Below are 26555 nucleotides of genomic sequence, written 5' to 3'. Positions count from 1 at the left end.
AAAACGATTCGGTGGTTTTTGTTTACTCTGGCAGTTGTCCTTGTTCAAAGGGTAATTGTTCCAGTTCTTCTGCAGTAAAGAGGAGATCGCCTTCGTCTTCGATAGAAAATGTGTCACCTGCTGCAGATTTTTGATAGGCGCGTGCTTTATTCATATTACGAAGATAAAGATCCTTGCCTGCATTTAATTCTGGTGCAGCTAAATTGTCTTGGCGATTGCTGCGAATGACGATTTTACTTGTTTGCGTGCCAAAATGAAAACCGCGATGACCAAAAGCCATTAATTGGCTGGCATTTTCGCTGCTGTATTCTTTATAACCCGACAGACGGCCCGTTTTTACCAATGGCCGATCGATCGTATAAGTGATCAAGTATTCCGTATCTTCAGGCAGCTGAATCACTTGTCCGGTTTCCTGATTCGTTATCTCAGTGGCAGGCAAGTGGTACTTTTTAATAGAAGTGATCGTTAGGTCTTCTTTTGTGAAAAAGACTGGATCGATCCAAAATCCTGCCAGCAAAATCGTACTTAAGCTAATACTGAGAACAGTCAAAAGGGCGATCAATACAAGGCCAATTCGTTTGCGGTGGGTGGTCAGATTGAGTTCTTGCACCATCTGCTGATCTTCTTTTAATAAATAGTCCAAGGTCAATTCAAAATAGTTGCTCAGCTTGACTACTTGATCTAGATCAGGATAGCTCTTGCCGTTTTCCCATTTTGAAATTAGTTGCCGAGTGACAAAAAATTCCTGCGCCACTTGTTCTTGTGTGAGATTTCGTTTGGTGCGTTCTTCTTTAATAATTTTCCCAATATCCATGTGTCTGTTTTGCCTCCATCATTCTTCTTATATTATAGCAAACTCTTTTCTATGCGAACGAGGATCTATGAAATTAGCGATGCAACAAAGGGTAACATCCTTTATTTATCAATGTTTCTACTTGTTGCACTGTCTTTCTATCCTGGAAGCTTTCCGTGCTGGTCATAAAAAGAAAGGGCCAGTAAAGTGAAGGATGGTTGATCAAATTTGACAGAGAAAGGAGAAACGATCGAATGAAGACAAAACAACCAATGGTTCAAATTGGCTACATCCAATTCATCGCTTCCTTACTGGTGATTCTCGTTCATTGTGGTCGACTGGCAGAAAACAGTGGCCTTCATTTCCTATTAAAGAGTCTCCTATGTCGTTTGGCGGTTCCTTTTTTTCTCCTGCTGAATGGCTATTTTTTTCAAAAGAGCACCTGTTCATGGCAGCAATGGTGCAAACGACAACTCAAGCTTTATTTGCCTTGGTCGATCGTGTATCTTCCCTTAGGCTGGGTTTATTTAGGGCAGCAAAATCTTGCCGATCCATTACGGGACATCGGTTTGGCTGCTGGCTTTTTTACAGTAGGGGTCTGGTACCATCTTTGGTATTTTCCAGCGTTGCTCTTTGGCATGTGGTTAGTACGGAAAACCCGCTTTCTTGGCTATCGGCGGCAGTTTTTACTGGCGATCAGTTTGTATGTGATTGGCTGTCTTGAAACGTACAGCAGTTATTTAAGTGGACCTTTATTGGTATTTTATCAAAATTATCGGACCCTATTTTTTACAACGAGAAACGGTCTTTTTTATGGGTTTCTTTTTTTGCTGTGCGGGTTTTGTTTAGGTGAACACCAGAAACGTCCTTTTTTCACGAAGCATCTTGGCAGAAAATTCGCGGTCTCTCTTTGTTTATTAGGCATTGAAGGTCGACTGGTGTATCTCAATCAGGGGGACGATAAGAATTTCATGCTGTTCTTTGTGCCGACGACTCTTTTTTTCCTTGCTTGGCTGATCAAGCAGCAACCACAAAAGCGGACTTGGCAAGCAAAACAAGCAGCTGAGGCTAGTCGATTGATCTTTCTGAGTCACCCGCTGTTTCTGGAATCCGGGAAAGTCTTTTTTTCACTCGTAGGGTTTCCGTTGTTTTTTTATACGATAGCTTTAACGGGAACCTTTCTCGGCTTGAGGAAAGTGGGCAGCCGTTTAAAATCCTATACTGTTGGTTTTGCTAAAAAAACAGTTGATGAAAAGAAAAGCGTCTAAAGTATTGCTGTACCAAGGATAAAACCAAGTTTCCCCTTTTTTAAATAGCAGTAGAGTTCTAAGTTTTTCTTCATTTCAGACCCTAGACGTAGGCTTTGCAAGAAAACCTATAGTACAATAACAGCAGTAAGAGGGAAAACTCCCTGAAAAAGAGATCAACACTTGGAGGATATAGTGATGAAAAAACAGACTCGAAAACCAGCGATGATTTTAGCGACTCTCTTGGTATCTAGCCAAGTTTTATTAGCAGCACCACAAGTTTTTGCTGACGAAACCAATTCAACGACCAGCAGTTCCACTGCAACAAGCAGTTCTACTGCAACGACAGCCACTACCGACAGTCAGACGAGTACTTCTGACAGCAGTTCAGATCGTTTGCAAGTCAATGCCGTGGCGATCGGAAATGCCTTGACGAAAGCACAAGAAGACTACACACTTGAACGCCTGGGCATTCAAGGCGAAACACCGATTTATACGACAAACGGTACTGACTTGATGAAATACATTCCCGATGGTGGCTTTACCGCAGATTGGGCGGTCTATAGCTCGGTCAGAATGCAGACGCTAGAAAGCGGGGCAGGAATCACTGTCGATATCGCGACACCAGATAACATTACCCGCATCACCGCAGCCCAGTATCAAAATGCGGCGCTGACGGCAGGGATCACTGATGCGAAGTTAACGGTTGCTTCTGCTGTACCGATCGACGGTTCCGGTGCTTTAGCTGGGGTTTACAAAATCGTTGAAGAATCAGGCGGCGTCATCAATCAGAATCGAGTAGCTGTAGCTCAAGATGAGATGGATGTGCTTTCGACGATCACCGAAGAGAACAAAGACAAAGAAGGCTACTCCGATGAAGCATTGAATGCAGCGCAAGAACAAGCGAAAACCGATTTGGCTGCTCAAACCGCAGATGGTACGGAATTGACTCAAGCAGACATTCAAGAGACAGTAGAAAAAGCCTTGAAGGACAACGGACTTGAAGGAATCGTTACGGAAAATCAAATTTCTGAATTGACCTCTTTAATGAGCGACATGCGAGACAACAATATCTTCGATGACTTCATCAAAGAATTGGATCTATCAGAAGCCCGCAAGCAAATCGAAGAAACCTCTAAGGGCCTTTGGGAAAATATCAAGAGCTTCTTTAGCGGCATCTGGTCTTCGATCACCGGTGTCTTCGGCAATGACTCAAATGAGTCCAACAATAGCAGCGAATCAACCGTTGATTCTGGGCAATAAGCATTTTACAAAATAACACATTTTGCTTGTATTAAGAAAAAAGAGAAGCGCGCAGGGGAAGGAGCATCAGACGATAGCGCACGTCTGAGGGCTTTCGATGTCCTCTGCTTTCTTTGCTAAAACAGGAGCAGTCTTTATTAAAAAAAGAAGGAGGGCAATCAGATGAATTTTTTAGGCAACGTTATTTGGTTTGTCTTTGGCGGCTTGATCGGTGCGATCTCATGGTTTTTGGCTGGGTGTTTATGGTGTATCACCATCATCGGCATTCCCATTGGTCTGCAATGTTTTAAGTTTGCGACGTTGTCACTCGCACCATTTGGGAAAGACATCGTTTACCGTGGCGGTGGCGTGTCCGTGATTCTAAATATTTTATGGTTGATTTTTTCTGGTATACCACTGGCTTTAGGCCATTTAGCTAGCGCAGTCATTCTAGCCATCACGATCATCGGCATTCCATTTGCGGCGCAATCATTGAAAATGGCGCGCTTAGCGTTGATGCCCTTTGGAGCAGAGATTGTGTCTAGTCGTTATTGATTTACCTAAAAAAAGATAGTCTTAAAAAACCACATTACAGAGCGGATAGCTTTGTGATGTGGTTTTTTGCGACCATCAGCAAGAGTAAGGGACAAGATTTTTGGCAGGCTCACCGCAGTTGAATTTCAGAACTGAAAAAGTTGATAAGAAACCAAAGAAGAGTACAGAAAAAAGCACAAGTTTTTTTGCATATCAACTGTGATTCACAAAAGATTTAGCGAAACACAGAAAAATGTTAAGTTTTTTTCTTCCCTTCTCAGGGTTCTTTGATTTTTGAAATGGAGCGCCGAATTTTGGCAATCGATTGTTGCGCTTTGTCTCGATTAATAAACATTAAGATGACATAGAGGGAATCCATGATGCTCAGTTGAGCGATTCTGGATGCCAATGCCTCTGAGCGAAACTCAGTTTCTTCGGAAATAGAGATGAAAACCACGTCGCCGAGTTTGGCTAAAGGGGAAGCAGCATGGCTAGTAATGACGATAATTTTGGCACCATTGTTTTTGGCAACTTGAGCTAGTTCAATGGTTTCTCTTGATTTTCCAGTATGAGAGATAAAAATGCCGCAATCATCTGGCGTCAACAATGAAGCCTCCATCAGTTGGATGTGATAATCACTGCTGTGAAAAACAGTGATCGGCGAGCGCAAAAATTTGTGATAGGCATCGGTTGCCACGATCTCTGAACCACCAACGCCGAAGAAAAAAAGTCGTTTAGATTGATTGATCATTGCAGCAGCAAGCTTTAAATCTTCTTCTTTCAAAAGATTTTTAGTATCAGTCAATGTGGTCATATTGGAATCAAATACTTTTTGAGCCATAGTCAATTCATTATCAGACTTCTGGATATTTTCATGGATCGAAATGGCAGAAAAATCATTTTCCTGCATTAGCATTGCCATTTTGAAGTCTTTAAATCCGTTGTAACCGAGTTTTTTTGTGAATTGAAAAAAGGTCGAATCAGCGATGCCTAATTCATTGGATAAATCACTGATTGAACTGTGGCTGACTTTACTAGGATTTTCCAAAATGTAGTCGGCAATCGCTTGTTCTTTGAGACTTAAGTCTTTATAAAGCGTTTTTATTTGCAGGCGAATCGAAACAGTCAAAGACGGTTACCTCCTTTATATGAACATTATTATCTTTGTATTGTTACGTTACCTCTTTTAAAGAAAAAAAGCAAATAAAAATTATTTTTATTTTTTATGTTTACAAAAAATATTTTTGTATAATGAAAGTATGAAATGGAGGCGCTGTCATGGAGATAGGAATTATCGGACTTGGAAAAATGGGATTGAACTTGGCCCTCAATTTAAAAGATCAAGGTTATCAAGTAAAAGGGCTGGATCTTTCGATACATGCGCAGAAAACAGCGCAAGAAGCTGGAATTACACTCTATCAAACGCTAGCTGATTTGACGAATTCTTTTAGCGGCCGACAGATTTTATGGTTGATGCTTCCTGCGGGAACGGTGACTGAGGGGATTCTTGAAGAACTATGGCCCCTTGTATCAGCGAAAGATATCGTGATTGAAGGCGGAAATTCTAATTACAAAGATTCGATTCGCCGAGCAGCCTGGTTTAAAGAAAAAGAGGTGCATTACTTTGATTGTGGGACTTCTGGTGGGGTTTCCGGAGCTAGAAAAGATGCATGTTTGATGATTGGCGGGAATGAAATCGCTTTTTCAGAAGTGGAATCTTTGTTTGCAGATGTGGCTATTTTAGGAGGCTACCTTTACGCAGGGGAATCAGGAAGCGGTCATTTTCTAAAGATGGTCCATAACGGTATCGAATACGGAATGATGCAAGCGATCGGTGAAGGCTTTCAATTGATTGAACAAAGTGCCTATGACTTTGATTTGGCTTCCGTCGCAGAGGTATGGAATCATGGATCTGTTATTCGCAGCTGGCTGATGGAAATCGCAGCGGCCCAATTTAATGAGAGCCCTAAGTTGGAGGAATATCGCGGGGTTGTTGCAGCTTCTGGTGAAGCTAGGTGGACAGTGGAAACGGCTTTGGAGATGAATGTTGCTGTACCGACGATCGCTATGAGTTTGTTTATGAGAAATTTGTCCCAAGAAGAAGACAGTTTCTCAGCAAAAGTCGTCTCTGCGCTAAGGAATGGTTTTGGTGGTCATGAGATTGTTGCAAAAGAGTAAGGAGGAAGAATATGGAACAGTTTAAGATCGCTATAGTGAATTCCAGCAGCTTTGGAAAAATCTTTCCGCAACATATCGAGCGGTTGCAAGCAATCGGAACTGTCAGTCATTTCACGTTCGATAGCGAAATCAATGGGAAAGAATTAGCAGAAAAGCTTAAGGGATACAACATCATTATAGCAAGTGTTACCCCGTTTTTTACCAAAGAGTTTTTTGAGTACAAAGATGAATTGCTACTGATCACACGCCACGGGATCGGCTATAACAATATTGATTTAGAAGTAGCGAAGGACCACCAAACGATTGTTTCGATCATTCCAGCTTTGGTCGAGCGAGATGCAGTAGCAGAAAATAATGTGACCAATCTATTGGCGCTTCTGCGCTGTACAGTTGAATCGAATACAAAGGTCCGCGAAGATCAATGGGAAAAACGAGCGGACTTTGTCGGACGGGCATTATTTAACAAGACGGTAGGAGTGATCGGTGTCGGCAATACTGGAAGTTGTGTAGTAGAAATATTGAGAAATGGTTTCCGCTGCGAGGTTTTGGCATACGATCCATATAAGTCCGCTTTGCATATTCAAAGCTATGGCGGAAAAAAAGTCGAGCTAGACGAGCTGCTAGCAAAATCAGATATTATTTGTCTATGTGCTAACTTGACGGAGGAAAATTATCATATGATTTCCTTTGAAGAAATTTCAAAAATGAAAGATCAAGTGTATCTCTCCAATAGTGCCCGTGGCGCACTTTTGAATGAAGAGGCAATTGTAAGCGGATTAAAAAGTGGGAAAATCGCTGGTCTTGCCACCGATGTCTTAGAGGAAGAGCCTGGTCATAAAGATCATCCGTATTTAGCTTTTGAAAATGTAGTTATGACACCGCATACATCAGCTTATACTATGGAATGCTTAGAAGAGATGGGAAACAAATGTGTCACGGATATTGAACGAATCGTTAAGGGACTGCTGCCAGACCGTGCTGTTCAAGCGGAAAGTCGGTTTTTAGCTGTATAAAGGAGAGTGAAACTCGTGCTAACGGATTTAAAAGTAAAGGTTGGACCGCAAGTTTATCGTTACCATGAAGGCGCGATCGACTATGTGCCGGAAGTATTAAAAGAGTACAAAGTAAAACGCCTGCTGCTCGTACATGGAACGGTTTCTTGGGAAAAAGCGAAACCAAAATTACCCTTTTTAGAAGATGCGCATTTGGAAATTTTTTATCATCGCTACACAGGAGAATGTAGTTATTATGGCGCTGGACTGATTGCTGATCTTGTTGAAGAACTGGCGATCGATTTTATTCTGGGGGTTGGCGGCGGAAAGTTAGCCGACTTAGTGGGGTATGCAGCACATGTAGTCAATCGACCCTTTGGACTGATCCCAACATTGGCCAGCAATTGTGCACCATGGACACCCTTGTCTGTCATGTATAAAGAGTCAGGAGAATCTGAAGGAAAGTCGGAACACTATTTAAGACAGGCTGCTTTTTTGATTACCGATCCGACGTTAGTGATCGATGCACCAGTCTCCTACTTTATCGCCGGTTTAGCAGATACGTTGGCAAAATGGATTGAATCGGAAGCAATCTTAGCCCAACCACATTTGGAAAATGAGCCCTTCTTGCAAATGGCAGGCTATACAGCAAAATTATGCGAAACAGCTATTTTGACACAATCGAAACAAGCGATTGAAGATATGAAGCGGCAGGAAGTGACAGACGCCTTTTGTCACTTGTCGGAGATCGTTATTGCAGTTGCTGGAATGGTAGGCGGGCTAGGCGATAAATATGCCCGCAATGCAGCGGCGCATGCGATGCATGATGCCATCAGTAAATATCTGCCTGAAAGTCATCGTTTTCTTCACGGGGAAAAGGTTGCCTATGGGATGTTTTATCAATTAGCCCTTGAAGAAAAATGGACGGTCATCGATCAGTTGATCCCCTTTTATCAAGAATTGCACTTACCAATGAGTTTACATCAAATGGGTATTTTTCCTGAAGATGCACAAGTCATCGATCAGTTGGTGCAGTTCATAGATTCGAAAGAAAAAGTCCACTTGATTCCAGTCTTAATCACCAAAGAACGCTTGAAAGAAGCTGTTCTTGATTTAGAAAACTATTTGAAAGAAGTTTAGGAGGAGGAAAAATGGATACATTAAGTGTTACACAAAGTTTACTGATTGCGCTATGGGTTGCAGCAGTCATGTCTCGTTGGCTCGGCGGAGGCGCCACACTGACTTTACGTTTTTCACCATTGATGACGGGATTAGTTGTCGGACTGGTGATGGGAAATGTGGCTCAAGCCATGATCGTTACTGCCGCTTTACAAATGATTTACATGGGGGTATTTTCTCCTGGCGGATCCATGCCAGCGGAACCTTCGATTGCTGCGGCGATTGCCGTACCGGTAGCTTTGCTAGGAAATCTGCAACCAGAAGCAGCGATTGCTGTTGCCGTTCCTGTTGGGTTGCTAGGGAGTTATTTGTATCAGTTCCGTTTCTTTATCAATACCTTCTTAGGAAAGTATACGGATAAAGCAGTAGAAGATCTTAATGCCAAGGCAATGACGCGTTCAATTATTTTATACCCAACGCTGGCTTCATTTATTTTATTTGTTCCGCTGGTATTTATTGCACTTTATTTAGGCGCTCCACTGATTGCTGATGTCATCAATGCTCTTGAGGGGACAGTCGTTATTCATATTTTAGAAGTAGTCGGTGGCGGATTGGCAGCGATCGGGATTGCAACTACCGTCTATGTGATCGGTCGAAAAGATTATATGGTTTTTTTCTTCTTGGCCTATTTCATGAGTGTAGTTTTCAGTTCGCTGGAAATTACCATGGTCACCTATGCGATTTTTGGTATTTTGATCGCGTTGATTTTTGTTCAGTCACAAAAAGGAAAATTGGCCCCAGCCCCAGAAACGAATACAGCATCACCATCCTTTGATGATGACGATGACTATGATGACGGGTTCTAATCGATAAGGAGGAGCAGTAATGACCGAAATAATTCAAAAAGCGCAAGGCGCACCGGAAGAAATCACGAAGAAAGATGTCACAAAAGCATACCTAAGATGGCATTTCGCCAATGAGATCCCGCATTCATTTGAACGGTATTTATCACCCTCGCTTTTATACGCCATGATGCCGATTTTGCGCAAACTTTACAAAGACGATGAGGCACTGAAAGCTGCCTACAAACGCCAACTGCTGTTTTTCAATACCCAGCTGAGTTGGGGTGGCGGAGTCATCACTGGGCTGATGTCATCAATGGAACAACAGCGGGCCGAGGAAGAGCATGAGAAAAAAGAGATTTTGATGCAAGATGATCTAATGTACAACACGAAAGCTGGTTTGATGGGGGCTTTAGCAGGAATCGGGGATGCCATAGACTCAGGAACCGTTCAATATATCTTTATTGCGATTGCTGTTCCTTGGGCACAGCAAGGAAGTCCGCTAGGTGCGTTGTTCCCATTCATTTGCTTTGCACTGTATCAAGTTTCTCTAGGAATGTTTTTCGCCCGTCAAGCATTTTCGATGGGGCGCAATGCAACTGGTTTGATGCAGAGTACAGGCGTCCAAACCGCAATTGAAACACTGTCGGTTCTCGGTTTATTTATGATGGGGGTTCTGGCTGGAAACTATGTCAAAGTCAGTTCTTCGCTACAGTTTGATATTTCTGGACGAGAATTTATTATCCAAGATATCCTTGATCAGATTGTACCAGGGATTTTGCCGTTAGCAGTTGTAATGGGCGTCTACTGGTTCTATACAAAGAAAGGATTAAAAGTCACGCAAGCATTACTATGGCTGACCTTGATTCTGATTATTTTAGCCGGTGTCGGTATTTTATAAGAAAAGGAGTGTCAAAAATGGGTGTAGTAAATTTAGCACGAGTCGACGAACGATTGATCCATGGGCAGGTCATGATGACCTTATCGCAAAAAAGCGGAGTCAACTCGATCTTTGTAGTGGATGAGGTAGTAGCTAAGGATAAGTTCATGCGGGAATTATACAAAAATGCCGGTAGCCGCACAGGACAAAAAACGATCGTCGTGACACCAGAAAAAGCCAAATTTTACTGGGATGAATACAACTTCAAAGATTACAACTGTATTTTGATCGCCAAAACTGTCAGTGTGATGTACGACTTAGTCAAACACGGCGTGCCGATGAAAGAATTAAACATAGGCGGTATCGCCCAAAAAGATCCTGAAAAGGACCTTCTCGTTACAAAATCTGTTTATTTAAATCAAGCGGATGCGCAAAAACTCAAAGAAATGAACGAAGCGTACGGTGTGGAATCAATCTATTTTCAAGCAACACCTTCTGCACCGAAATCAACCCTTAAAGATGTGTTGAAGCAGTTCAATTTGTAATCATTGAGCGAGTTCGTCATCTGTTGAAGAGGAAGGCGGAGGATCTTATAAAAAAAGAGTTCCTCCTTCCTTGTCGGTAATTTGTGAATAGGAGAATTCGCCATGAATCAAACAGAAGCATTTCGTGATTGGCTGTTTCGTTATCGGTATGTCTATCGGTCGCGATCCACGGATAAAAGCAAACAAAGATTTTTGAAGGCACTCATCGCGGATATCATTCCATTTCGCAAAGACCTTCAGGTGATCGAGTATGATCACACGAAAAAAAAACGCCTCACGCAATTTGTATGTTGGCGATCTGACCAAAGCAAAACGGATCATCTGCACATATTATGATACACCGCCACAGCATTTCGGTGATTACCATTTTTTTGATCGGCAGGAGCAAGGGCGCAAAACAAATCAATTTATTCTGACTGCTTCAGCAGTGATGATTCTTTTAGGGTTGTTGGGTACCTGGCTTTATATCCACTTTGCCTCAGGGAGATTTCCCTTGCTCTCATGGCAAACAGCGCTTTTTGCTTTAGGAGTCGGTATTTATTTTCTGCTATTAAATCGCGTAAGCCGCGGGGCAGGATTTGAGCAAAATTTGACCCGCAATACCTCCTCTATCTTAGCGCTGCTGTCACTGATCAGTCAAAACAGTCAAACAGCGACTGCCTTCGCATTTCTTGATGAAGGAAGTTACGGAGAACGCGGGTTGGAAGTGTTACGTGATTCAGCAAGGCCGAATGCGAAGATTTATTATTTAGATTCTATTGGTGCCGATGCGCCGATTCGAGCTATCGGCAAGCAATTCAATGAAGGGCAACTGCAGCAGTTGGCGATCGAACACAGCAGTGAAGCAATGGGCAGCATCAACTATCTGTTTTGTGCAGAAAAGCAACAGGATCAGACGTATGTGTTGCCTAGAAAACAATTAAAGCAAAAAGAGCTGAATCTGAGGAATATGCAAAAAGTCCTTGCATTATTTGGTTAGGAAGCGAAAAAGGAGGAACAACATTTGTTAGGAATCGTATTGGCAACTCACGGACAGCTGAGTACTGGTTTTAAAGATGCCGCAGAGGTGATCATGGGCAGTGTCGAAAATATTGCGGTCGTTAATTTGAACCACGGAGAGGATATTCAACTTCTGGGAAACAAAATCCATGAAGCAATCCATGAAACAGATCAAGGGGACGGTGTAGTGGTGTTTGTTGATCTATTGAGTGCGAGTCCCTACAATCAGTCGGTTGTAACGATCAATCAATTAGATGAACCACTTCAGGAAAAGACGTATGTGATCGGCGGGGTGAATTTGCCAATGGTATTAGAAGCGATCAATCACCAATTTTTGGCGACACCGATTGAACAGGCGGTGGCAGCAGTGATCCAGCAAGGAGAAAACAGTGTAGCGCTTTGGCACAATTCTTCGGCAGGTGATAGTAGCGAAGAGACTGATGAGGACGATGATTTTTAAAAACGAAAGGATGACAGCAAATGCAATGGGGGTTTCGATGGTACGGGGAAGGGGATACAATCCCGTTAACGAATATTCGACAAATTCCAGGAATGCACGGCATTGTAGGAACACTTCTGAATAAAATGCCCGGAGATGTCTGGGAGATTTCCGAAATCAACGCACTAAAAGCATCAATTGAAAAAGAGCATCTTTCGCTATTAGGGATTGAGAGTGTGGCGATCCACGATGCGATCAAAGCTGGAACAGAGGAACGGGATCACTACATTGATCAATATATTCAAACGATTCGGAATTTAGCAGCTTGTGATGTACATATGATCTGCTATAGCTTCAAACCGATCTTCGGCTGGGCCAAAACAAATCTATTTTATCAAAACGAGGATGGCAGTTTCTCCTTACTCTATGATCAATCCGTTGTAGATGATATGGAACCTAGTGAGATGTATACGTTGATCCATAGCCAATCAAAAGGCTTTAAATTGCCAGGCTGGGAAGAAGAACGACTGAAAAAGTTCCAGCGTTTGATGGCAACTTATGAAGGGATCACTCAAGAGATCCTCTTTGATAACTTAAGCTATTTCTTAAAGCGAATCATTCCTGTATGTGAAGAAGTAGATGTGAAAATGGCGATTCATCCGGACGATCCACCTTGGGAAATTTTTGGCTTGCCACGGATCACCAAAAATTTAGAGGACTTGAAAAAAATCATGGCCATCGTGGATTCACCTTATAATGGGGTGACGTTGTGCACCGGTTCGTTAGGTGCCGATCCAGAAAACGACATGGTGGAGATCGTTCATGCCTTAAAAGGCCGCATCAACTTTGTTCATTTCCGCAATGTGTTGTTTATGGGGGAACACAAATTTAAAGAATCTGCCCATCTTTCCACTGAAGGATCGTTAGACATGTATGCCATCATGAAAGCCTTGGTTGAGGTCGGTTTTGATGGCGTCATCCGTCCTGATCACGGACGGACGATCTGGGGGGAAGTGGCGATGCCAGGCTATGGTCTGTATGATCGCGCGATTGGAATCAGTTATCTTCAAGGGCTTCATGAAGCCGTCTTGAAAGAGCAAATGCAATCGAAGGGAGGAAAGAGTGTATGACACTCTATGAACAATTGGCAAAAACAAGGGTGTTGCCTCTTTACACGGCAACAGACCTTACCTATTTGCCAGTAGTAGAATCACTGCTGATTGAGCATGAACTGTATTTTATTGAAGTGACCTTCCGCAGTGACCTTGCTTTAGCAGCGATTGAAGAACTCTCTCAATCGGGCAAATTGATCGTAGGCGCAGGCACGGTACGCACCTTAGAACAAGCGAAAGCAGCAGTTGAGAAAGGGGCGCGCTTTATTGTTTCCCCTGCTCTTGTACCTGATGTGGTGGAATTTTGTCTTGCCGAAAACATTCCAGTATTTCCGGGGACAGCTACCCCCAATGACATTCAACGAGCAGCGGCATATGGCTTATCAGTTGTGAAATTTTTCCCCGCGGATATCTACGGGGGCTTGCCGGCGATCAAAGCCCTCAGCGGTCCGTTTTATGATATTCGATTTGTCCCAACTGGCGGAATCACTCTCGAAAATGTTCAAGACTATTTATCTGATCCGCAGGTGCTAGCAGTTGGCGGCTCCTTCATTCTTTCAGAATCATTAGTAAAAGAAGGTCGGGAAAAGGCTGACAGCCATTTGGCGCATGTAAAATCATTGCTAAGTTGAGCAGTCAGCTGTAAATAAACAAGATGAAGCAATGGGTGCCAAAGGATTTTGGTACCATTGCTTTTTTATTCGCAGAAAAGCAAAGGAGGCCATAGGATGGAGAAGATAAAACTGGTGATTTTTGATATGGACGGTTTGATGTTTGAAACAGGTCGTCTAGCTTACCGCGCCTATTTAAGCGCCGCGGAGGAGTATGATTTTGAAGTTTGCCAAGATGTTTATTATTACCTGACTGGCAAAACGGAAGCCGATATTCGTAGAGGGATGCAGGAACTTTATGGCAGTACGGTACCAACGGATCGGTGGCGAGCAGCGATGAATCGTCAGAAAGAAGTGATTTTAGCTGAAGAAAAACGGGTGTTCAAAAAGCCCGGCCTTCTTGAACTGTTGGAAGCATTAAAAAAACAAGATTGCTTGATAGCCGTGGCGTCCTCTTCGTCGAAAGAAAAAATCAAGGCGTATTTTGAAATGGAACAGATGCCAGATTGGTTTGACACGGTGGTTTCTGGGGATCAAGTGCGAAAGGGCAAACCTGATCCAGAAATCTTTCTAACAGCTTGCCAACAATTAGGCGTAAAGCCTGAAGCAGCCTTGGTATTAGAAGATTCTCTCGCCGGCATAAAAGCCGCAAAACAAGCCGAGATCCCAGCTTTTCTGATTGCGGATGATTTGAGTGCTTTGCCAGTCAAAAAAAATGGGAAGTATCCTTTGCTTAAACAGCCAAAACTTGAGCAAGAAATAGCTACACAGGTGAAAACTTTTTCTGATCTGACGGAAGTCAGAGACTGGCTAGTCGTGAATCATTTTTCTTGGGCTTGATCGATATTTAAAGAAGCTTCGATCAAGCAAACGGGCATTAAGCAAGAACATACAGTGCTGTAAATCAGGGATAGTGTTGCGGAATCGGTAAAACAACAAAGGTTGATTTTGGCAATTGGTTTTTTCCTGCTCCTTTCTCTATAAAGAAGGGGAGCGTTAGAACGTTTTTCACTACTTTCTGGGAACGTGGCAAAAGGTTGACTAGAATAACGAGTAAGATTGTAGCAGCTCACTTTATAGGTAAGTGAAGCTGCTTTTTTACGCTATTCCTTCAGCAACGAAAAATGAGCATTGTGTTTTAAGCGGTATTCTTTCGGAGTCAGTGAGGTCAATGCTTTGAAATTTCGATTGAAGGTTCGCACGTTTTGAAAGCCAGCTTGTTCTGCTACTTCCGTAATCGGCAAGAGACTATGGGTCAGCAAAAAAGAGGCATGGCGAATTCTTGCTTGATTCAAAAGCCGAGGAAAGGTGCTTTTCAATTTCTCAGTGATCATTCTGGAAACGTAGACGCTACTATAACCGATACTGCTGCTTAGTTTTTCGAGCGTCAGCTCTTCTTTGAAGTGTGACTCGATATAGGCAAGCAGCTGGATCAGGATATCCTCTTGGTTTTTGGCTGGTAGTAAAGTCGTTTGGTGCTCAAAAAGGTAAAGGACTTGATACAGTGCCGATTTTCGTAAATAGAGGGAATCCGTTTCAAATAAAGGATAATACAGCTGATTTGCGACAGACGGATCAATGGTGATAACGGGATCTGACAAAGCGAAATCTTTGGTTTTGGCATAAAAATCTGGAATAAACTCCGGCGAAAAAACCAGAATATGTAGTTGTGATTCCTTAGGGGTTTCGATGGCATGGGTCTGGTAAGGCATGACTAATAACACTTGGCCAGTTGTAAGGACATAGGGACTTTCTTCGATTTTGACAACCGCTTCGCCGTCACTACAAAAAAGCAATTCAAAGGAACGATGAAAATGTTCCATGTAATTAAGCGAGTAGGGATGGTAACTGGAAACGCCTAGGTATTCGCCAAAATGGTATTCTTCTAAAATGGTCACGCAATCTTTCCTCCATTTTTTGTCTATCGATGTGTGGAAATCGTCCTGTGAATGATAGCGATTTCATTTTATAATTATGACAGTTCAGCTGAAGAAAGTAAATAGAACAATGATTAGTGAATATTTTTAAAATGGACTACAGCAGCAAGTTTCTTTTTTTAGTTAGGTATATTAGTAAAGAAAACTTACTAACTGAAAGATGCTCATTCCTATTGACTCTCAGTTGAATCACAAAATGCCAAAAAGGGAAAGAGGAGGAAATTTTTTTGATTACCAATCCAATACTAACAGGCTTTCATCCAGACCCGAGTATTTGTCGTGCAGGAGAAGATTATTACATTGCTACATCGACCTTTGAATGGTTTCCAGGTGTGCGCATCTTCCATTCGAAGGATTTGAAGAACTGGCGCTTGATCAGTACACCAGTCAATCGTGTCAGTCAGTTGAATATGCTGGGAAAACCTGATTCTGGGGGCGTTTGGGCGCCAAACTTAAGTTACAGTGATGGTCGTTTTTGGTTGATTTATTCAGATGTCAAAACACAATCCAATAGCTGGAAAGATGTGAACAATTATTTGATCACCTGTGAAACCATTGATGGGGATTGGTCAGAACCAATCTATATGAATTCTTCTGGTTTCGATCCCTCGTTATTTCATGACGACGACGGCAAAAAATATTTTCTGAACATGGTATGGGATTATCGCCCGACAAACCATTCCTTTTATGGGATCGCTCTCCAAGAGTTTGATTGGCAAGCCAAGAAATTGGTGGGGCAGCCCAAAATTATCTTCAAAGGAACAGAGCGCAAATTGACTGAAGCACCGGTCATGTATAAAGTGAACGGCTATTATTATTTATTGACGGCAGAAGGCGGCACCAAGTTTGAACATGCAAGTACCATCGCTCGTGGGACGCACATCGAAGGGCCTTATGAAGTTCATCCTCAAAACCCTCTGATCAGTTCCTGGGGACAGCCAGAGATCCTGCTACAAAAAGCTGGCCATGGTTCATTTGTGAAAACGCAGACCGATGAATGGTATTTTGTTCACTTAACAGGGCGAGCGCTGAAGTATCCAGAAACGCCCCTCTTAGAAAATCGCGGCTATTGCCCGCTCGGACGGGAAACAGCGATCCAGTCTGTTTATTGGGAAAATGATTGGCCGTATATCACAGGCGGAAACTTTCCAAAAGAGGAAGTCCCACAGCCACAGCTGCCCGAACATCCGTGGGAAACAGAATCAGGCTTTGATGATTTTGAAGAGGCGTCGTTGGCACCAGTGTTTCAAACCTTGCGGATTCCTTTTTCTGAGGAAATAGGTAGTTTGACCGCACGACCAGGGTACTTGCGCTTGTATGGGCGAGAGTCGTTCAATTCCTTGTTCCATCAAGCACTGGTGGCAAGAAGATGGAGCGATTTTCGTTTCGAAGCAACGACTGCCGTCGAATTTTCACCGACCTCGTTTCTACAGTTAGCAGGCATGACGAATTACTACAATACACAAAACTGGTCGGCGATCTACATCACTCATGATGAGACGAAAGGCAGAATCATCACTGTATTGGCAAGCGAAAAGGGCCAACTGAAGAGTCAAAAAGCACCAGAAGTTGTGATACCAGCCGATGTACAAACAGTCTACTTCAAAACGATCGTTAATTATGCCCACTATCAATACGCGTACTCCTTTGATCAAAAAGAGTGGCAGGTCATCGATCAGCTATTTGACAGCTTGCAATTGTCTGACGACTATGTAGCAGAACATTACGGTGGGTTCTTTACAGGGGCTTTTGTAGGGATGTTTGCGATCGATACGACTGGCAATCGTTTGGCGGCTGATTTTGATTCATTTGACTATCAAAAAATCGAGGAGGAAGAAAGATGAAAAATTGGAAACGGGTCTTACAAACAGCGTCAGTGGCGGGCTTAGCGGCTTTTATGCTTAGTGGCTGCGGGAATGGTTCAGGAAACAGCGGCTCGGATAACAGCGCAACGGGAAGCAGTGGCAAGAATGAACTCGTGGTTTGGACCTTTACTTCAGAATTATCAACGATGATCAATGATTACTATTTGCCGGCGCATGACGATTTGGCCTATGACATTCGGATCGTGGAGATTCCTTCTGACCAATTCGAGACCAAGCTCGATCCGATTCTCGGTTCCAAAGATGCACCAGATGTGATTGCTTTAGAATCTGCCTTTGTCAAAAAATATGTGGAATCAGGGATGATGGCAGACCTTGGTTCACTGGGACTTGATGAAGCCGCGGCAGATACGTATCAATATGTCAAAGACGTAGGAACTTCAAAAGACGGGGTTCTTCATGCCTTGGCTTGGCAAGCTGCTCCTGGCGGGTTTTATTACCGGGCGTCGATGGCAGAAGAGCTGCTAGGGATCGATGATCCAGCGGCTGCGCAAGCGGCCTTGTCAGACTACGACAAGTTCTATGAGGAAGCCAAAGCAGTCAAAGAAAAAAGTGGTGGAACCACCTATATGATCTCTAGTGTCCAAGATTTGGCGAAGCCTTTTTATGGTCAACGCGAACATGGCTGGGTTGAAGACGGTAAATTAGTGATCGACGACAGTTTGTATGATTTGTTGGATATATCACGAAAATTTGTAGAAGAAGGCCTGACACAAGATACAGAAGGACAATCAGAAGCTTGGTTTGCTGGAATGAATAGCGACAATGTATTCGGTTATAGTTTGCCGACATGGGGGCTGCACTATTGGTTAAAACCAAATGCGACAGCTGCCGATAACTCCAGCTCAACAGAAGGGGACTGGCGCATGATCCAAGGACCGTCGTCTTGGTTCTGGGGCGGCACATGGATCGGTGCTACGGCAAATTCTGAGATGCAAGAAGAAGCGGCGCAATTGGTGGCTTACTTGACCACAGATCAAGCATTTTTAAAACAATGGGCCGAAGATACCGGTGATTTTGTATCGAATGAGCGAGTCGTTGAAGAAATTAAAAGCGAATACCAAGAGGAGTTTTTAGGCGGTCAAAACCACTATGCAGAATTTGCCGATATGGTTCAAGACATCAACGCGAAAATTCTGACCGAGTATGACCAGACGATTGAAACCCTCTTTACGGATAGTTGTTTGACACCATATTCAAAAGGTGAAGTGGATCAGGAAACGGCGATCCAAAACTTTAAAGATGCGGTCGTCAATGCTTATCCAGATGTTCAAGTAGATTAGGTGTTGTTGAAACCGGCACCGAAGACGGGGTCGGTTTCAACCTTTTCTAGGTACTAGGCGCTGCTTAAATGGCTTGTCTTTATAGGCAGAAGTTGACAGTGGAAGAAAAAAATATCAGGGGGATTACGATGCAGAATAAGAGAAGATTTGAACAGTATCATCGCTATGGGCTATTATTTATCGCACCATTTTTTCTAGCATTCTTGGTTTTTCAGCTTTATCCAATTCTCTATACGATTTACCTGAGCTTTACAGATCTAAAAGGGTGGAATCCGACTGCCAATCTTGTCGGACTGGATAACTATCTTGCGATTTTTCGCAACCCGTTATTTTTAAAATCGATCAGCAATACCTTTATTTTGTGGGGCGTAAACTTTGTTCCTCAAATTGGCTTGGCTTTGTTGCTGGCGGCATGGTTTACCAATATCAAGCTGCGCTTGCGGGGGAAAGGCTTCTTCAAAGTCGCTTTTTACTTACCCAACATCATTACTGCCGCTTCAGTAGCAATCTTATTTTTTGTTTTGTTCAGTTTTCCGTTAGGTCCGATCAACCTAGTCTTGCAGCATTTCGGTGTTTTGGACCAGCCCTATGACTTTTTCCGTAGTGAAACGGGTACTCGGCTGATCGTTTCCTTTATCCAATTTTGGATGTGGTATGGTCAGACCACGATCGTTTTGGTTTCGGGCATTTTGAGCATTGATGATGCTCTTTTTGAATCAGCAATGGTCGATGGAGCCAATGATGGTCAAATTTTCCGCAAGATTACGCTGCCTTTGTTAAAACCAATCTTGCTTTATACATTGGTGACGTCCTTGATTGGTGGCTTGCAAATGTTCGATATTCCTTTTTTGCTGACAAATGGCAATCCCAACAATAGCGTCTTAACGATCACGATGTTTATCTACAACCAGGCCTTTACCGGGAGTCGGAATTTCAACGTTGCCGCAACCGCGTCGGTACTATTATTGGTACTTTCAATCGTATTAAGCACGTTATTGTTTCAATTTTTCAAAGAAAACAGCAAAGTGGGGCGAAAATAAATGGAAAATAGCTATCGAGCAAAACGATTGTTGATCTATGTCTTTTTGGTGTTGCTGACCATCTTAAGTATTCTGCCGTTTTGGGTCGTCTTAGTCAATGCGACCCGTTCAGCAGAACAGATCCAGCAAGGGCTTTCCTTGTGGCCTGGCGGTAATCTCCAATACAACTGGTCCGTCTTAATGGGCAGAGGCTTCAATGTTTTCAATGGGTTTAAAAATAGTTTCCTGATTGCTGCTGGTGCTACCGTTCTCAATGTGTATTTTTCGGCGCTGACGGCTTATGGCGTGATCGCCTATGAATTTCGTGGCAAGAAAGTCCTGTTTGCTGTCATTCTTGGGCTGATCATGATTCCTCAGCAAATTAGCATGATCGGTTTTTATCAATTTATGAATCGCTTAGGGCTCTTAAATAATTTTCTGCCATTGATTTTACCAGCGATCGCATCACCCGCTACCGTTTTTTTCTTAAAGCAATACTTAGAAACGATCTATCATCCTGATTTGGCAGATTCTGCTCGTTTGGACGGAGCCGGCGAAATCAAAATTTTCCATCGCATCATGTTGCCCTTGATGAAACCGGGCTTAGCCACCATGGCGATTTTCTCGTTCGTAACCTCGTGGAATAATTTCTTGATGCCCTTGATCTTGATCAACGATACGGAAAAGTATACGTTACCGATGCTGGTCCAATTGCTGAAAACCGATGTTTACCGTACTGAATTTGGCAGTATGTATCTAGGGATCTCATTAAGTATTATTCCTTTACTGCTGATTTACCTGTTTCTATCGAAATACATCGTGGGCGGTGTGACGGCTGGCGGAATCAAAGGATAGCGAGACCTTTTTACCAAAAGAAAACGCTGGACTGAGTTTTCAGTCCAGCGTTCATTTAACGGATCGCATGGGAGAGATCAAGTGCTGCAAAGCGCAAATCGTTGATATTCAAGAAATGTTTTGCCACTAGAACGTTACCGCCAAACAGCGGGGCTTGATCGCCTAATCGACTGTTTTTGATCTTTGTGTTTTTGGTGAACTGACTGGTCAATTTTTGCTGCAGCGCCAGTAATAAATCAGGAATTTTGCGATAGACCGAGCTGTTAATATAGACTTCTTCGGGATCAGAAAAAGTGATGACATTGTTTAGCCCAATGCTAAGAAACTCAACATTTTGTTGCGCCAATTCGACTGCTGATTTTTCTCCGGCATGGTAGGCTTGTGCGAAGGTATCCGAATTTACGAAGGCAGTTTTTGTATAGTGACTGTAGGTGTCAAACAAGACTTTGTTCGAGGCATATTGCTCTAAGCAGCCTCGATTGCCGCAAGGACACAAGTTGCCGTGAGGAAAGAGCGTAGAATGGCCAACTTCCCCCGCCATACCGTGAGTACCGGTTTGCAACTGCCCATCAACGATGATTCCGACACCGATCCCGCTATGGACGCTGACGCTCAGTAAATTCGTGGAATCAGAAGAAAAACAGTACTCGCCTAAAGCCGTCAGATTGGCTTCGTTCTCTATATAGACCGCCGTATTGTATTTTTGGCTCAAAGGGGCGATCAAATCAAAGTGTTCCAAGTCGTAGTAGGGGGCAAAGGTGATCGTCTGATTGTGAACGATGCCGTGGATCGCCAAACAGATTCCTACTAATCCATGAGTGGTTTGCGGCATTTGCGGCCAAAATTCTTTCATCATAGAATCGATCGTCGCCAGTACATTTTCTTTGGTGATCAATTCATGGGAATGATCGGCGGAGGCGATCATCTCGCCATTGATATAAGAAAGCATTCCACGAACATAGTTATAGCCGATGTCAAAGGTAACAGCTAAGCTGCTGCGGTGATTGAATTGCAATTGAATCGGTTTGCGACCACCGATCGAAGTGGAATCCCCAATGCCGACTTCGCGCACGAAGTCCGTGTCGATCAGTTTTTTGGTTATTTGAGAAACAGACGCTTTATTGAGATGGGTCAAATTTGACACTTCCGCTCTTGACACATTTTCATTGTCAATGATTGTCTTCAATACAGCCGCTTCATTTTGTTCGCGTATGCCCATTTTATTGATAATCATGTGTTCTCCTCTTCGTAGATGTGATTAGTGTTAGTTTACCGTGCAAATTAATATTGTGCAAGCTGAAGAATAAAGAAAAAACGAAGAATGTAGGAACAGTAGTTTGAGAACGAAAAACCATAAAAGAATCGTTGAAAGCGCTTGACAGGAATGTGAGAATCGTTTACTATCCAATTAGTTAGTTTTGAATGCTAATCAACCGATTGAGGATCAATGGTTAACTGCTTCAAACAGAGGAAGGAGAGAAGAGATGGCTTATTTTTTAGGGTTGGATCTAGGAACAAGTGCGTTAAAAGGCCTAGTTTTTGATCAAACCGGGGAACTCCAAGGAACAGCAAGTGCTGACTATCCATTGTCATCCCCTAGACCGGGGTTCAGTGAGCAAGAGCCGGTGCATTGGCAAGAGGCGGCAGATGAGGTAATCAAAACCTTGATCCAGCAGCTTCCAACGCTGCAGAAAGAATTGATCGGCATCAGCTTTTCCGGACAAATGCATAGTCTTGTTTTACTGGATGAAGAAAACCGGGTCATTCGCCCGGCAATATTATGGAATGACGTTCGAACCACCAAACAATGTCAAGCGATCATGGCATCCTTTGGAGAGGAAATAAAAGCAATCACCAAGAATGTTGCTTTGGAAGGGTTCACCTTACCAAAAGTTTTATGGGTTCAAGAACATGAGCCTGAACATTGGCAACAAGTTCGTCACATGATGCTGCCAAAAGACTACTTGGCTTTTTGGCTGACTGGTAACTATTCGATGGATTATTCTGATGCGGCGGGTACGTTACTGCTGGATATCGAAAAGAAGTGCTGGTCTGAAGCCATTCTAGAAAAATTCGCAATCGCATCGGATTTACTGCCGCCGCTTTTTGAATCAGCAGCGCCAGTAGGGCAAATGCGAAAAGAACTGCAAGAAGCCTTTGGCTTTGAACAAGAGGTGACGATCTATGCAGGTGGCGCAGACAATGCCTGTGCTGCATTAGGGTCAGGGATCATCGCCGAAGGTGTCGGCATGGTGTCGATTGGCACGAGCGGTGTGTTCTTATCCTTTGAAGAAGCGCAAGAGGTTGATTATCAAGGCGATCTACACCTTTTCCGTCATGCGATCAAAGACAAGTTGTATTCAATGGGGGTCACGTTAGCCGCTGGAAATTCCTTAAGCTGGTATCGTGATACGTTTGCCCCAAACCAATCGTTTCAGGAATTGCTTTCAGCGATCAGTGAGGTAAAACCGGGGGCAGAAGGCCTGCTGTTTACGCCTTATATCGTGGGCGAACGCACACCACATACCGACAGCCAAATCAGAGGAAGTTTTATTGGCATTGACACACGGCATCGCGAAAAGCATTTCAGTCGTGCCGTCTTAGAAGGGATCACCTTCTCTTTGAAAGATTCCCAAATGATCATGGAAGAACGAGCACAGCGGAAATTCACCCAGATCGTTTCTGTGGGGGGCGGTGCGAAAAATGCCGAATGGCTGCAAATGCAAGCCGATATTTTTAATGCAGAAATGCTGACTTTATCTACTGAACAAGGTCCAGGTATGGGCGCAGCAATGCTGGCAGCAATCGGCAGTGGCATTTATCCAGATGCAGGTGCTTGTGTTAACGCCTTTGTCAAATATGGCAAAGCCATTGCACCGATTCCTGAAAATGTCGCCAAATACCAAGAAATCTATGCGATCTACCGGACCGTCTACCAGCAGACCGCGCCTATCTGCCATGCGCTGGCGCAAATCGAATAGCGTAATGGCAGCAGGCAATCTGCTTGATCAAAGCGAGGAATCGTTTTTGGTTCTAAATGATTGGAAACAAGTAAGTTAGTTTATTACACTAAAAAACATAAAATGGAGGCAACAACAATGACTTATTTCCCAGAGATCGAAAAAATCCGCTACGAAGGTCCTAAAACAGACAATATGTTTGCATTTCGCCACTACGATGCCGAAGAAGTTGTTTTAGGCAAGAAAATGAAAGATCATCTACGTTTTGCAATCGCCTATTGGCATACGATGACGCAAGACGGCTCTGATCCTTTCGGCGCACCCGTCAACAAACGGACGTGGATCGGTGACACCGAAATGGAAACAGCGAAAAATAGAGTAGAAGCCTTCTTTGAGATTTGCGAAAAATTAGGAGCAGAGTTCTTCTGTTTCCATGATGTTGACGTGGCACCTGCGGGAGAAACGTTAGAAGAATTTTTCCAAAACTTAGACGAAATCACCGATTTAATCAAAGAAAAAATGGAACAAACGGGAATCAAACTATTATGGAATACAGCAAATATGTTCTCACACCCTCGTTTCAACAACGGCGCTGCTTCCACCAATAATGCGGAAGTTTACGCGTATGCAGCAGCCCAAGTTAAAAAAGGCTTAGATATCTCGAAAAAATTAGGCGGTGAAAACTATGTCTTCTGGGGCGGCCGTGAAGGCTATGAAACCTTGTTGAATACAGACATGAAATTTGAACAAGACAACATCGCCCGTCTATTCAAAATGGCGATCGCTTATGGCGAAAAAATCGGTCATAAACCGCAGTTCTTATTAGAGCCGAAACCAAAAGAACCATCAAAACACCAATATGATTTTGATGCAGCGACAACGATGGCCTTCATTCAGCACTACGGCTTAGAAGGAGATTTCAAATTAAACCTAGAAGCCAATCATGCAACATTAGCTGGTCATACCTTTGAACATGAAATCGCTGTTGCCCGCAGCTATAACGCATTAGGCTCACTGGATGCCAACCAAGGAGATATGCTGTTAGGATGGGATACGGATGAATTCCCAACTAACGTTTTTGACTCGACACTCGCTTTATACGAAGTCTTAGAAAACGGCGGCATCGCACCGGGAGGAATCAACTTCGATTCTAAAGTCCGTCGTTCGTCATTTGAAATGGAAGATCTGTTGTTAGCCCACATCGCTGGTATGGATACGTATGCCCGAGCGTTGAAAGCAGCAGCCAAACTAAAAGAAGACCGCTTTTTAGACGAGTTGAAGGAAAAACGATACGCCTCTTTCCAAGAAGGCATCGGAGCGAAGATCGTTGCTGATGAGGAAAACTTAGAAACACTGACAGATTACGCATTGGCGCATGATCAAATCGAATTAGAATCCAGCCACATTGAATATGTGAAATCTCGTTTGAATGATTACCTGTTTTAATAAGAAACGACTGTCGTTCTGAGGAGCGACAGTTTTTTCACCTAAAAAATATCTTTTGGCAATTGTTACGAATCAACCAAATTATGATACGATAAAATGTAACCGATTTAACTCGGTTTAGGAATTGAAGGAGGCAAATTGATGTTTCACACAAACTTAGATCCTTTCCCAGAAAACTTCTTATGGGGGGCGGCTTCGGCGGCCTATCAAATTGAAGGTGCGTGGGCAGAAGACGGCAAAGGTCCATCGATTTGGGACACCTATGCTCAAATTCCCGGCAATACCTTTGAGGAAACCAACGGCAAAGTAGCGATCGATCATTACCATCGGTACAAAGAAGATGTTGCTCTGATGAAACAAATGGGCTTGAAAGCCTATCGTTTCAGTGTGGCATGGTCACGAATCTTACCTGATGGCGAAGGCGCGGTCAACGAAGCGGGTGTGGCGTTTTACGAAAAGCTGGTGGACGAATTGCTTCGGCAAGGAGTAGAGCCGATTTTGACGCTGTATCATTGGGACCTTCCCCAGGCTTTGCAAGACAAATACTTAGGATGGGAAGGCCGAGAAACAGCAGAAGCATTTGAACGGTATTGTCGGATCCTTTTTGAACGCCTAGGAAAGAAAGTCACCTATTGGGTCACCATGAATGAACAAAATGTCTTCACTTCTCTTGGGTACCGTTGGGCGGCACATCCACCAGGCTTGAAGGACTTAAAACGGATGTATGCAGCCAATCATATCATCAACCTTGCCAATGCTAAGGCGATCAATTTGTTCCATGAGCTGGTTCCTCAGGGCAAGATTGGTCCAAGTTTTGGCTATGGTCCGATGTATCCGTTTAGCTGTGACCCAGAAGATGTGCTGGCTGCAGAAAATGGCGAAGCCTTCAACAACGCGTGGTTTTTAGATGTCTATTGCAAAGGCGAATACCCGAAATTTGTCTACAAGCAATTAGCCAAAGTTGGCTTGGCTCCTGAAGTCACTCCAGAAGATCAAGCACTATTAAAACAGGCAAAACCTGATTTCTTAGGAATCAATTACTATCACGGTGGGACGGCCCAGCAAAACAATTTGCAAAAGCAGTCAGCTGAAAAGAAAGAATTTTCTAAAGTCGATCCGTATTTGATGCAAGCGGCAGCTGGTGAGTTCTCACCCGAAGAAACCATGTTTGCGACAGCAGAAAATCCTCACTTGAAAAAAACGGATTGGGGCTGGGAGATCGATCCCGTTGGTTTCCGCGTAGCCTTGCGACGCATCCAAGCCAATTATGACTTGCCGATTTTTATTACTGAAAATGGGTTAGGCGCTATCGATCAATTGACAGAAGACAAACAGATCCATGACCCCTACCGCATCACCTATTTGCAGGAACATCTGGTGGAACTGCAAAAGGCCATCACGGATGGGGTTGAGCTGATCGGCTATTGTGCTTGGTCCTTTACAGATCTACTGAGTTGGTTGAATGGATACAAAAAACGCTATGGGTTTGTTTATGTCGATCGCGACAATCAAAGCGAACGTCAGTTGGCGCGCATCCCGAAAGATAGTTTTTATTGGTATCAAGAGGTGATTCGCACCAACGGGGCAAGTTTGACAAGTGAAACATGATGTAACGAAGGAGTAGCTGAAAATGGAGGTT

Annotated in this window: 25 protein-coding genes; 21 read left to right on the top strand and 4 right to left on the bottom strand. The window is 43.4% G+C overall.

What is annotated here, in order from left to right:
• Positions 1-22 precede the first annotated feature (22 nt).
• On the bottom strand, positions 23-814 hold the full coding sequence (locus tag FJU10_RS04820) for a helix-turn-helix domain-containing protein (protein ID WP_140965289.1): 792 nt from the start codon (positions 812-814) through the stop codon (positions 23-25).
• Positions 815-1047: 233 nt separating this feature from the next.
• On the opposite strand from FJU10_RS04820, the gene FJU10_RS04815 reads away from it, so the two are divergent.
• The 3 genes from FJU10_RS04815 to FJU10_RS04805 all read left to right on the top strand — a co-directional run bounded on the left by FJU10_RS04815 (position 1048) and on the right by FJU10_RS04805 (position 3837).
• The gene (locus FJU10_RS04815) at positions 1048-2061 is read left to right on the top strand and encodes an acyltransferase family protein (RefSeq protein WP_140965288.1); all 1014 of its coding nucleotides are present in this window, start codon (positions 1048-1050) and stop codon (positions 2059-2061) included.
• 177 nt (positions 2062-2238) lie between these two features.
• The gene (locus FJU10_RS04810) at positions 2239-3303 is read left to right on the top strand and encodes a DUF1002 domain-containing protein (RefSeq protein WP_081117899.1); all 1065 of its coding nucleotides are present in this window, start codon (positions 2239-2241) and stop codon (positions 3301-3303) included.
• Positions 3304-3465: 162 nt separating this feature from the next.
• Positions 3466-3837 carry a YccF domain-containing protein gene (locus tag FJU10_RS04805; RefSeq protein ID WP_010749951.1) on the top strand — a complete coding sequence of 124 codons (372 nt, stop codon included), beginning with the start codon at positions 3466-3468 and terminating at the stop codon, positions 3835-3837.
• A 256-nt stretch (positions 3838-4093) separates the two neighbouring features.
• Here FJU10_RS04805 and FJU10_RS04800 read toward each other — a convergent pair whose 3' ends face one another.
• The gene (locus FJU10_RS04800; RefSeq protein ID WP_005228428.1) at positions 4094-4945 is read right to left on the bottom strand and encodes a MurR/RpiR family transcriptional regulator; all 852 of its coding nucleotides are present in this window, start codon (positions 4943-4945) and stop codon (positions 4094-4096) included.
• A gap of 149 nt (positions 4946-5094) precedes the next feature.
• Here FJU10_RS04800 and gnd point away from each other — a divergent pair, with 149 nt between their 5' ends.
• The 11 genes from gnd to FJU10_RS04745 all read left to right on the top strand — a co-directional run bounded on the left by gnd (position 5095) and on the right by FJU10_RS04745 (position 14373).
• Positions 5095-5994: a phosphogluconate dehydrogenase (NAD(+)-dependent, decarboxylating) gene (gene gnd, locus FJU10_RS04795; RefSeq protein WP_081117900.1), complete on the top strand. Its 900-nt coding sequence runs from the start codon at positions 5095-5097 to the stop codon at positions 5992-5994.
• 11 nt (positions 5995-6005) lie between these two features.
• Entirely contained in the window at positions 6006-7007 is a 1002-nt protein-coding gene (locus tag FJU10_RS04790) for a D-isomer specific 2-hydroxyacid dehydrogenase family protein (protein WP_140965287.1), read from the top strand.
• A 15-nt stretch (positions 7008-7022) separates the two neighbouring features.
• Positions 7023-8126, top strand: coding sequence for an iron-containing alcohol dehydrogenase family protein (locus FJU10_RS04785; protein WP_140965286.1), 1104 nt, complete (start codon positions 7023-7025; stop codon positions 8124-8126).
• Between the two features lie 11 nt (positions 8127-8137).
• Positions 8138-8971, top strand: a complete 834-nt coding sequence (locus FJU10_RS04780; RefSeq protein ID WP_081117903.1) for a PTS mannose/fructose/sorbose/N-acetylgalactosamine transporter subunit IIC — start codon at positions 8138-8140, stop codon at positions 8969-8971.
• Between the two features lie 19 nt (positions 8972-8990).
• Entirely contained in the window at positions 8991-9848 is an 858-nt protein-coding gene (locus FJU10_RS04775) for a PTS system mannose/fructose/sorbose family transporter subunit IID (protein ID WP_008380577.1), read from the top strand.
• Between the two features lie 17 nt (positions 9849-9865).
• Positions 9866-10372: a PTS system mannose/fructose/N-acetylgalactosamine-transporter subunit IIB gene (locus FJU10_RS04770; RefSeq protein ID WP_005228434.1), complete on the top strand. Its 507-nt coding sequence runs from the start codon at positions 9866-9868 to the stop codon at positions 10370-10372.
• A 250-nt stretch (positions 10373-10622) separates the two neighbouring features.
• Complete coding sequence (locus tag FJU10_RS04765) at positions 10623-11351, top strand: hypothetical protein (protein WP_223272972.1); 729 nt, start codon at positions 10623-10625, stop codon at positions 11349-11351.
• 24 nt (positions 11352-11375) lie between these two features.
• Positions 11376-11831, top strand: coding sequence for a PTS sugar transporter subunit IIA (locus FJU10_RS04760; protein WP_140965285.1), 456 nt, complete (start codon positions 11376-11378; stop codon positions 11829-11831).
• A gap of 20 nt (positions 11832-11851) precedes the next feature.
• Positions 11852-12940 (top strand): mannonate dehydratase, encoded by a 1089-nt coding sequence (uxuA, locus tag FJU10_RS04755; RefSeq protein ID WP_140965284.1) that lies wholly within the window; start codon positions 11852-11854, stop codon positions 12938-12940.
• Complete coding sequence (locus FJU10_RS04750) at positions 12937-13554, top strand: bifunctional 4-hydroxy-2-oxoglutarate aldolase/2-dehydro-3-deoxy-phosphogluconate aldolase (RefSeq protein WP_140965283.1); 618 nt, start codon at positions 12937-12939, stop codon at positions 13552-13554. The genes uxuA and FJU10_RS04750 overlap by 4 nt, the downstream gene beginning before the upstream one ends.
• A 96-nt stretch (positions 13555-13650) precedes the next feature.
• Positions 13651-14373 carry an HAD family hydrolase gene (locus FJU10_RS04745; protein WP_140965282.1) on the top strand — a complete coding sequence of 241 codons (723 nt, stop codon included), beginning with the start codon at positions 13651-13653 and terminating at the stop codon, positions 14371-14373.
• A 263-nt stretch (positions 14374-14636) separates the two neighbouring features.
• Here FJU10_RS04745 and FJU10_RS04740 read toward each other — a convergent pair whose 3' ends face one another.
• Positions 14637-15431: an AraC family transcriptional regulator gene (locus tag FJU10_RS04740; protein WP_185938616.1), complete on the bottom strand. Its 795-nt coding sequence runs from the start codon at positions 15429-15431 to the stop codon at positions 14637-14639.
• 266 nt (positions 15432-15697) lie between these two features.
• Here FJU10_RS04740 and FJU10_RS04735 point away from each other — a divergent pair, with 266 nt between their 5' ends.
• The 4 genes from FJU10_RS04735 (at position 15698) to FJU10_RS04720 (ending at position 20510) form a co-directional block, all read left to right on the top strand.
• Entirely contained in the window at positions 15698-17314 is a 1617-nt protein-coding gene (locus tag FJU10_RS04735) for a glycoside hydrolase family 43 protein (protein ID WP_140965281.1), read from the top strand.
• Positions 17311-18636, top strand: coding sequence for an ABC transporter substrate-binding protein (locus FJU10_RS04730; RefSeq protein ID WP_140965280.1), 1326 nt, complete (start codon positions 17311-17313; stop codon positions 18634-18636). The genes FJU10_RS04735 and FJU10_RS04730 overlap by 4 nt, the downstream gene beginning before the upstream one ends.
• A 128-nt stretch (positions 18637-18764) precedes the next feature.
• Positions 18765-19676 carry a carbohydrate ABC transporter permease gene (locus tag FJU10_RS04725; RefSeq protein ID WP_042890501.1) on the top strand — a complete coding sequence of 304 codons (912 nt, stop codon included), beginning with the start codon at positions 18765-18767 and terminating at the stop codon, positions 19674-19676.
• Complete coding sequence (locus tag FJU10_RS04720) at positions 19677-20510, top strand: carbohydrate ABC transporter permease (protein WP_005228444.1); 834 nt, start codon at positions 19677-19679, stop codon at positions 20508-20510. It begins immediately after the preceding gene.
• 55 nt (positions 20511-20565) lie between these two features.
• Here the strand turns inward: FJU10_RS04720 and FJU10_RS04715 are convergent, their stop codons facing one another.
• Positions 20566-21744 (bottom strand): ROK family transcriptional regulator, encoded by a 1179-nt coding sequence (locus tag FJU10_RS04715; RefSeq protein WP_016621651.1) that lies wholly within the window; start codon positions 21742-21744, stop codon positions 20566-20568.
• Between the two features lie 250 nt (positions 21745-21994).
• Here FJU10_RS04715 and xylB point away from each other — a divergent pair, with 250 nt between their 5' ends.
• The 3 genes from xylB to FJU10_RS04700 all read left to right on the top strand — a co-directional run bounded on the left by xylB (position 21995) and on the right by FJU10_RS04700 (position 26524).
• A complete protein-coding gene (gene xylB / locus FJU10_RS04710; protein ID WP_077452032.1) occupies positions 21995-23491 on the top strand; it encodes a xylulokinase in 1497 nt (498 codons plus the stop codon).
• 117 nt (positions 23492-23608) lie between these two features.
• The gene (gene xylA / locus FJU10_RS04705; RefSeq protein ID WP_008380597.1) at positions 23609-24916 is read left to right on the top strand and encodes a xylose isomerase; all 1308 of its coding nucleotides are present in this window, start codon (positions 23609-23611) and stop codon (positions 24914-24916) included.
• Between the two features lie 141 nt (positions 24917-25057).
• Positions 25058-26524 (top strand): glycoside hydrolase family 1 protein, encoded by a 1467-nt coding sequence (locus FJU10_RS04700; protein WP_074535428.1) that lies wholly within the window; start codon positions 25058-25060, stop codon positions 26522-26524.
• The last annotated feature ends 31 nt before the right edge of the window (positions 26525-26555 follow it).

This window comes from Enterococcus sp. OL5 (assembly GCF_006491895.1).
In the GTDB taxonomy this organism is placed as follows: Bacteria; Bacillota; Bacilli; order Lactobacillales; family Enterococcaceae; genus Enterococcus_D; species Enterococcus_D innesii.
Note: the sequence above shows the minus strand (reverse complement) of the source record. Positions and strands in the feature narration are given on the sequence as shown.

What these genes read in the sequence shown, in the direction of transcription:
- FJU10_RS04765 (WP_223272972.1), top strand. Translation starts at nt 10,623, where the DNA reads ATGATCACACGAAAAAAAAACGCCTCACGCAATTTGTATGTTGGCGAT.
- FJU10_RS04725 (WP_042890501.1), top strand. Translation starts at nt 18,765, where the DNA reads ATGCAGAATAAGAGAAGATTTGAACAGTATCATCGCTATGGGCTATTA.
- FJU10_RS04815 (WP_140965288.1), top strand. Translation starts at nt 1,048, where the DNA reads ATGAAGACAAAACAACCAATGGTTCAAATTGGCTACATCCAATTCATC.
- FJU10_RS04715 (WP_016621651.1), bottom strand. Translation starts at nt 21,744, where the DNA reads ATGATTATCAATAAAATGGGCATACGCGAACAAAATGAAGCGGCTGTA.
- FJU10_RS04745 (WP_140965282.1), top strand. Translation starts at nt 13,651, where the DNA reads ATGGAGAAGATAAAACTGGTGATTTTTGATATGGACGGTTTGATGTTT.
- FJU10_RS04820 (WP_140965289.1), bottom strand. Translation starts at nt 814, where the DNA reads ATGGATATTGGGAAAATTATTAAAGAAGAACGCACCAAACGAAATCTC.
- FJU10_RS04810 (WP_081117899.1), top strand. Translation starts at nt 2,239, where the DNA reads ATGAAAAAACAGACTCGAAAACCAGCGATGATTTTAGCGACTCTCTTG.
- FJU10_RS04790 (WP_140965287.1), top strand. Translation starts at nt 6,006, where the DNA reads ATGGAACAGTTTAAGATCGCTATAGTGAATTCCAGCAGCTTTGGAAAA.
- xylB (WP_077452032.1), top strand. Translation starts at nt 21,995, where the DNA reads ATGGCTTATTTTTTAGGGTTGGATCTAGGAACAAGTGCGTTAAAAGGC.
- FJU10_RS04730 (WP_140965280.1), top strand. Translation starts at nt 17,311, where the DNA reads ATGAAAAATTGGAAACGGGTCTTACAAACAGCGTCAGTGGCGGGCTTA.
- gnd (WP_081117900.1), top strand. Translation starts at nt 5,095, where the DNA reads ATGGAGATAGGAATTATCGGACTTGGAAAAATGGGATTGAACTTGGCC.
- FJU10_RS04775 (WP_008380577.1), top strand. Translation starts at nt 8,991, where the DNA reads ATGACCGAAATAATTCAAAAAGCGCAAGGCGCACCGGAAGAAATCACG.
- FJU10_RS04770 (WP_005228434.1), top strand. Translation starts at nt 9,866, where the DNA reads ATGGGTGTAGTAAATTTAGCACGAGTCGACGAACGATTGATCCATGGG.
- FJU10_RS04805 (WP_010749951.1), top strand. Translation starts at nt 3,466, where the DNA reads ATGAATTTTTTAGGCAACGTTATTTGGTTTGTCTTTGGCGGCTTGATC.
- FJU10_RS04720 (WP_005228444.1), top strand. Translation starts at nt 19,677, where the DNA reads ATGGAAAATAGCTATCGAGCAAAACGATTGTTGATCTATGTCTTTTTG.
- FJU10_RS04780 (WP_081117903.1), top strand. Translation starts at nt 8,138, where the DNA reads ATGGATACATTAAGTGTTACACAAAGTTTACTGATTGCGCTATGGGTT.
- xylA (WP_008380597.1), top strand. Translation starts at nt 23,609, where the DNA reads ATGACTTATTTCCCAGAGATCGAAAAAATCCGCTACGAAGGTCCTAAA.
- uxuA (WP_140965284.1), top strand. Translation starts at nt 11,852, where the DNA reads ATGCAATGGGGGTTTCGATGGTACGGGGAAGGGGATACAATCCCGTTA.
- FJU10_RS04750 (WP_140965283.1), top strand. Translation starts at nt 12,937, where the DNA reads ATGACACTCTATGAACAATTGGCAAAAACAAGGGTGTTGCCTCTTTAC.
- FJU10_RS04700 (WP_074535428.1), top strand. Translation starts at nt 25,058, where the DNA reads ATGTTTCACACAAACTTAGATCCTTTCCCAGAAAACTTCTTATGGGGG.